Annotated in this window: 5 protein-coding genes; all 5 read right to left on the reverse strand. The window is 63.5% G+C overall.

Annotated elements, in window-relative coordinates; all coding sequences use genetic code 11:
• The coding region (locus H5T60_11035) for a permease (GenBank protein ID MBC7242965.1) at positions 1 to 1,473 on the reverse strand (1,473 nt) is incomplete at its 3' end.
• A 33-nt stretch (positions 1,474 to 1,506) separates the two neighbouring features.
• Entirely contained in the window at positions 1,507 to 2,610 is a 1,104-nt protein-coding gene (locus H5T60_11040) for a radical SAM protein (protein MBC7242966.1), read from the reverse strand.
• A gap of 13 nt (positions 2,611 to 2,623) precedes the next feature.
• Complete coding sequence (locus tag H5T60_11045; GenBank protein MBC7242967.1) at positions 2,624 to 2,803, reverse strand: hypothetical protein; 180 nt, start codon at positions 2,801 to 2,803, stop codon at positions 2,624 to 2,626.
• Between the two features lie 268 nt (positions 2,804 to 3,071).
• Complete coding sequence (locus H5T60_11050; protein MBC7242968.1) at positions 3,072 to 3,434, reverse strand: winged helix-turn-helix transcriptional regulator; 363 nt, start codon at positions 3,432 to 3,434, stop codon at positions 3,072 to 3,074.
• Positions 3,435 to 3,553: 119 nt separating this feature from the next.
• Positions 3,554 to 5,434 (reverse strand): chloride channel protein (locus H5T60_11055; GenBank protein ID MBC7242969.1); only part of this gene is annotated, 1,881 nt, incomplete at its 5' end.

The raw sequence follows: 5,434 nt of genomic DNA on the forward strand, positions 1-5,434 counted from the left end.
GGGGGAGCGGGCCTCTACCGCACGGGGTACGCGGCGCCGCCGGCCTATCAGGGCCAGCAGAGCCACCAGCAGGGCCAGCCCGACGGCGATGTACAGGAACAGCCGCCACGCCGGCGCCCCGTCCACCCAGGCGCCGTATATGATGCCGGCCAGCGTGCTGAACAGCGCTACGAATCCCACATATACCCAGGCCTTCATCCGGCCGATAATGCTGGCCGTGATGAGGATGCTCTGCAGGCTCAGCTCTGGGTCCGCCATGAGATAGGCCAGGAGCGGCCCGCGGTGCATCCCCAACTGGAGGAACATGTTGGCGATGGGCACTTCCACCAGGGTGGGGAAATACATGAACACCCCGAAGACGACGCCGGCCAGGTTCCCCAACAAGGTGTTGCGGCCGGCCAGGGCCTGGATCCATTCCGGCCGGATCAGCGGCCGCAGGACGCCCACGACGAACACCCCTACGATCAGAAGGGGGAAGATCTGCTTGACAAAACGCCAGGTCTCCCACAGCCACTCCTGGATGTCGAACGGGTCGAAGTAGCGGTGGGCGAGCCAGGCCAGAAGCCCCATCAACAGGGCGACGGCGAACATCTTGCCGGTGAAGAGGATATCCAGCCCGCCGGCGTGCGGCACCATCTTCACCGCGGCCACCAGCAGGGTCAGGGCGGTCAGCCCCAATGCCGCCCATGTCCAGGGGGTGAATCCCTCGTCCACATGGGTGAGGCCGCGCCAGGCCGTGATGGCGATGAGGATGAGCAGGCCGATGAGGATAGCGCCCTGGGCCGTCACGCCCTCCTCGCCGCGCGCCGGGTCAAACGGCACCAGACGGTTGAGGAACGCCTGAAAGCGGTCCATGCCCCCGATGGGCAGGGTGACGCTGGCGTAGCTGTTGGTGAACAGCCCGATCTGCAGGGTGCCGGCGATGAGCAGGAGCAGGAGGATGCCCAGGAAGGCCCAGTTCTGCGGGGGCACGCGGGCGCCGGCGCCGGCGAAGGTATCCTCGCCCTCCGCCTCATGCTGGATATCCTCCCGGGAGAAAATGAGCGCCATGAGCAGGCCGATGCCGATGCCGAAAACGATGGAGAGCATCAGGCGGGCCACGGCGATGTCCATGCCGATGGCCACACCGGTGTAGCTCAGGGCCAGGATGTTGATGGCCGGCCCGACGAAGAGGAAGGTGATGGCCGGCCCCAACCCGGCGCCCTTTTTATAGATGCCGGCGAACAGGGGCAGGATGGTGCAGGAGCAGACGGCCAGGACGAAGCCGCCCAGCGCCGCGACGGGATACGAGATGATCTTGGGGGCAGAGCGCCCCAGATAGCGGGTGATGGCCTGCTGGGGCACCAACGCGGCCAGCGCGCCGGCCACAAAGAAGGCCGGCAGGAGGCAGAGCAGTACGTGCGCCGCCAGGTAGGCGGCCAGATTGCCCATGCCGCTTTGTACAAGCTGTACGAGAAAGGCTCCGACGGTCATGGTTCGATCCAATGTCCTCCTGGGAGTGAAGGGTTAGGCACAGCGGATGATGCCGCGCGCCCACAAGCAGTCCCCACAGACGGGGAAGGTGTTTCCGAAACAATCCTCTTCGTTTGTCTCCGCCAGGTCACATCCGCAGTCCACGCAGGGCGGAAAGTCGAAATGCAGGACGCGCTCGCGGAAGGAGACGTATGCCGGCATCTCCCAGATTTCCCGCAGGGATTGGGCCGGCAGTCGCCCCACCTCCCAGCGGCGGATGTACTTGCGGCGGCCCATCACATAACATGTGTACGAATGCATCAGCGGCGGACAGGGGCTGACCCCACCGTGCCAGCCCACCGCCAGCGCGCCGGCCTGCACGAAGGGGCAGAAGCTGTTGCGCGATCCCAGGTCCAGGTCCAGATAGCTGATGTTCGCCTGCGTGCGAAAGACGCTCAACAATGGCTCCAGCGTCTCCTCCGTCAGGTCCATCTTGGGCAGAACCCAGGTCGGTGTCCAAGGCGACCCCTTCCCCTGGAACGCGGTGGCCCGCAGATTGTACAGCGTCTCCGACACCATTTCTTCGGTATATGGCAGTACGTTGGTGATCAGAATCAACGAAGCACCGATATACTTGGCGAGCGAATGGAGATGGGGAAGCTCGCGGATGTTGCTCCGCATGGCCACGAATTCGATGCCGATGGTCAGCGGCGGCAGGGGGCTGGGCTCCGACAGCTCGTAGAAGGCGCGCATATTCTCCACGACCTTCGAGAGGGAGCCGCCGCGCCGCACCTGGCCGAAGGTCTCTGCGGTGGTGCCGTCAATGGAGACGATGATCTGGTCCAGGCCCAGCTCCAGCAGGGCGCCGGCCAGCTCCCGGGTGAGCAACAGCGCATTGGTGGTGAGTTCTACCCGCAGGTGATGCTCTTTGGCCAGGCGCACCATATCCAAGAAGCGGGGATGCAGGAGCGGTTCGCCGATGCCGGCGAAGGCGACGGTCTGGGCCGTGGGGAAGCCGGCCAGCTCCCGGATCAATGCCTCGTAGGTCTCCCATTCCATGAAGCCAATAGGCTCATCCCACACGTTGCGCATGCACGTGCGGCAGTTCAGGTTGCAGGCATTGGTAGGCTCGATGTAGACTTTGCGCAGTGCGTCCATGGCTCTCCGATGTTTATTCCCATTCCAGTTTCATGCGAAAGCGTCCGTATTCGGAGACGTAAAAGACCAGCTCCTCCTGGCCGGGGGTGATCTTCTCCCATATCTCTGGCGCCAGGTATGCCGTGGCGAAGGGTTGGTCATTCTCCCACAGCTCCACCGGCGTGAAGTCCGCCGGCGTCTCGGGCCTGCCCATCAAACCTGATGGGCCCTGAAAGATGGTTCATCAACCCAGGCACACCATGCTCCAGCGGATGGTCAGGGCTTGATCCCGCTGTTTGATCTGTTGGACCAGCCACCTGGATGGAATCCTCCCGCGCACCATCCTCTCTCCTCCTGCCTGATCTCCCGGCGGACGGCGTTCCGATGCCGCCGGCGGGAGCTGTTTCGTTTTCTCGCATATTGTATCTTATGCATACATCAAGGCAAGTTCTTTCGGCCATATCGGCCTGGGCCGGCATCCGTCAAAGCATCACCTGGTAATGCGCCGCACAGATTGGGCAAGTGCAGTCGTCCAAAGGGGGTTCGGGCACCGCAGGAAGTTCTGCCGGCATACCCTGCTCCCTCAGCAGTTCCTGTCCCAGACGGATGAGTTCCTGGATTTTCGGCGAGGTCAGCCGGTAGAACACGGTTTGTCCCTCGCGCCGGTCTTCCACCAGGCCGGCTTCCCGCAGGACGCCCAACTGCTGGGAGATATAGGGCTGGGGCCGGCGCAAAATGGCGATGAGATGACAGACACAGGCCTCGCCCTCTCCAAGGATGTGCAGGATCTGCAGCCGCACCGGGTGGGCGAGGGCCTTATATAACCGCGCCAGTTGTATCTCCATGACACACCTTCCGTTTCCATGCAAAAAATGACATATGCTGTATAATCGAGGATGGGAATTTTGTCAAAATTATTGAACAGGGTGGAACGGCGGGGCAAGGTGAAGGGGCGCTGACCGCGTTACGCCGGCACGTCCCGCTGTTCCCCGCCGCTGGCGGCTCCCCTTATCAGACAGGACTGGAGTGCCTGCGCCGCGGAGCTGGAGGCGAAACAAGTGATGCGGTCGCCGGCCTGGATGACGGTATCGCCGTGCGGGATGACCACCTGACCGTCCTTGCGCCGGATGGAGACAAACACCGCATCCGCCGGCAGGGTCTGTGACAGCTCGCGGATGGTCCGCCCCACACAGCCGCTGTCCGGTGGAATTGTGATCTCGATGAACTCGGTGCCGTCCAGCCGGCGCAGGGAAAGCTGGGCGGCGCGATGCTGAAGCTCCGCCCGGCGGGTCAACGCCAGGTTGTATGCCCGCAGGATGTCGGCGCGGCGGATGATGCCCACCAGCTTGCGCGGATCCTCTCGTGAGACTACCGGCAGCCGGCCCACACCTCGCAGGGTCATGCGGCGCAGGGCCGCGGCCATCGGCTCATCCGGATAGGCGACCAGCGTCTCACGTGTGGCAATTTGTCCCACAGGGGTGTCTAGCAGCAGGTGTTTGTCCAGCGCGCGCTCCACATCCTGCAGAGTGACGATGCCGTAGAGGTTGCCCTCTTCATCTACCACCGGGAAGCCGTGGTGTTTGGTGCGGTTGAACTCGTCCAGCAGTTCGCCGAGGGTCATGGTGGTGGAGACGGTATCCGGATTGGTGGTCATGGCTTCGCTCACCAGGACCCCCTGCATGATGTCTACATCGCGCCCTTGGGAGAGTCGCACGCCGCGGCGGGAGAGCTTGATGGTGTAGATGGACTCTCCTTTGAGCAGATGCCGGCCGATGACCGTGGCAATGACCACGGAGAGCATAAGCGGCAGAATGATGTGATAATCGCCGGTCATCTCGAAGAGGATGAGCACCGCGGTGATGGGGGCGCTGGTGGAGCCGGCAAACACCGCGGCCATCCCCACCAGAGCATAGGCGCCGGCCGGCGCGGGGATGCCCGGGAAGAGCATCGCCATGATCTGGCCGAAGGCATTGCCCAGCATCGCGCCGATGAAGAGCGCCGGCGCAAAGACGCCGCCCGATGCGCCGGAACCCAGGGTCAGCGCGGTGGCGATCATCTTCAGGAAGATCAAGGTCAGCAGGATGTGCGGGAGGCCGGTGCCGGCCAGGGCCATCTCGATCATCCCGTATCCGTTTCCGAAGACCTGGGGGATGTGGTCGAACCGCAGGGCGGGGACGACCGAATACGCGGTGGCGAGCACACCCAGGAGCGCACCGCCGATGGCCGGCTTGACCCATTCGGGGATCGCTTTGATGGCGTCGAAGATGTCCTCCATCTTGTAAATCAACTGCGTGTAGGGCACGGCCACCATGCCGGCCAGGACGCCCAGCAAGGCGTAGAAGGCGAATTCCCACAGCGAATGGATGGTGTAAGTGGGAATGATAAAGGCCGGCATCTCTCCAAAAGCGATGCGCCCGATGATGGCGGAGCTGACGGCCGAGATGACCACCATCCCAAAGCTGAGCGCGTTGATCTCACCCAGAATGATCTCCAGGGAGAACATGACGCCGGCGATGGGCGCGTTGAAGACTGCTGCGATGCCGGCTGCCGCGCCGCACGCGACCAACGTGCGCACCTGTATGGTCGACATCTTCATGATTTGGGCCAGGGTAGAGCCCAGCGCAGCCCCAACCTGGACAATGGGGCCTTCGCTACCGACGGACCCCCCTGTTCCGATGGTGATGGCGGAGGCGATCGACTTGATGACCGCCACGATGGGGCGAATGCGCCCGCCGCGCAATGCCACAGCCTCCATCACTTCCGGCACCCCGTGGCCCTTGGCTTCGCGCGCGAAGAAATAGATGAGCGGGCCGACCAGAAGTCCACCTACGGCCGGCACGAGGAC

Source organism: Anaerolineae bacterium, from assembly GCA_014360855.1.
Taxonomy (GTDB): domain Bacteria; phylum Chloroflexota; class Anaerolineae; order JACIWP01; family JACIWP01; genus JACIWP01.

Coding starts and splice junctions, on each gene's coding strand:
- H5T60_11050 (MBC7242968.1), bottom strand. CDS start 3,434: ATGGAGATACAACTGGCGCGGTTATATAAGGCCCTCGCCCACCCGGTG.
- H5T60_11040 (MBC7242966.1), bottom strand. CDS start 2,610: ATGGACGCACTGCGCAAAGTCTACATCGAGCCTACCAATGCCTGCAAC.
- H5T60_11045 (MBC7242967.1), bottom strand. CDS start 2,803: ATGGGCAGGCCCGAGACGCCGGCGGACTTCACGCCGGTGGAGCTGTGG.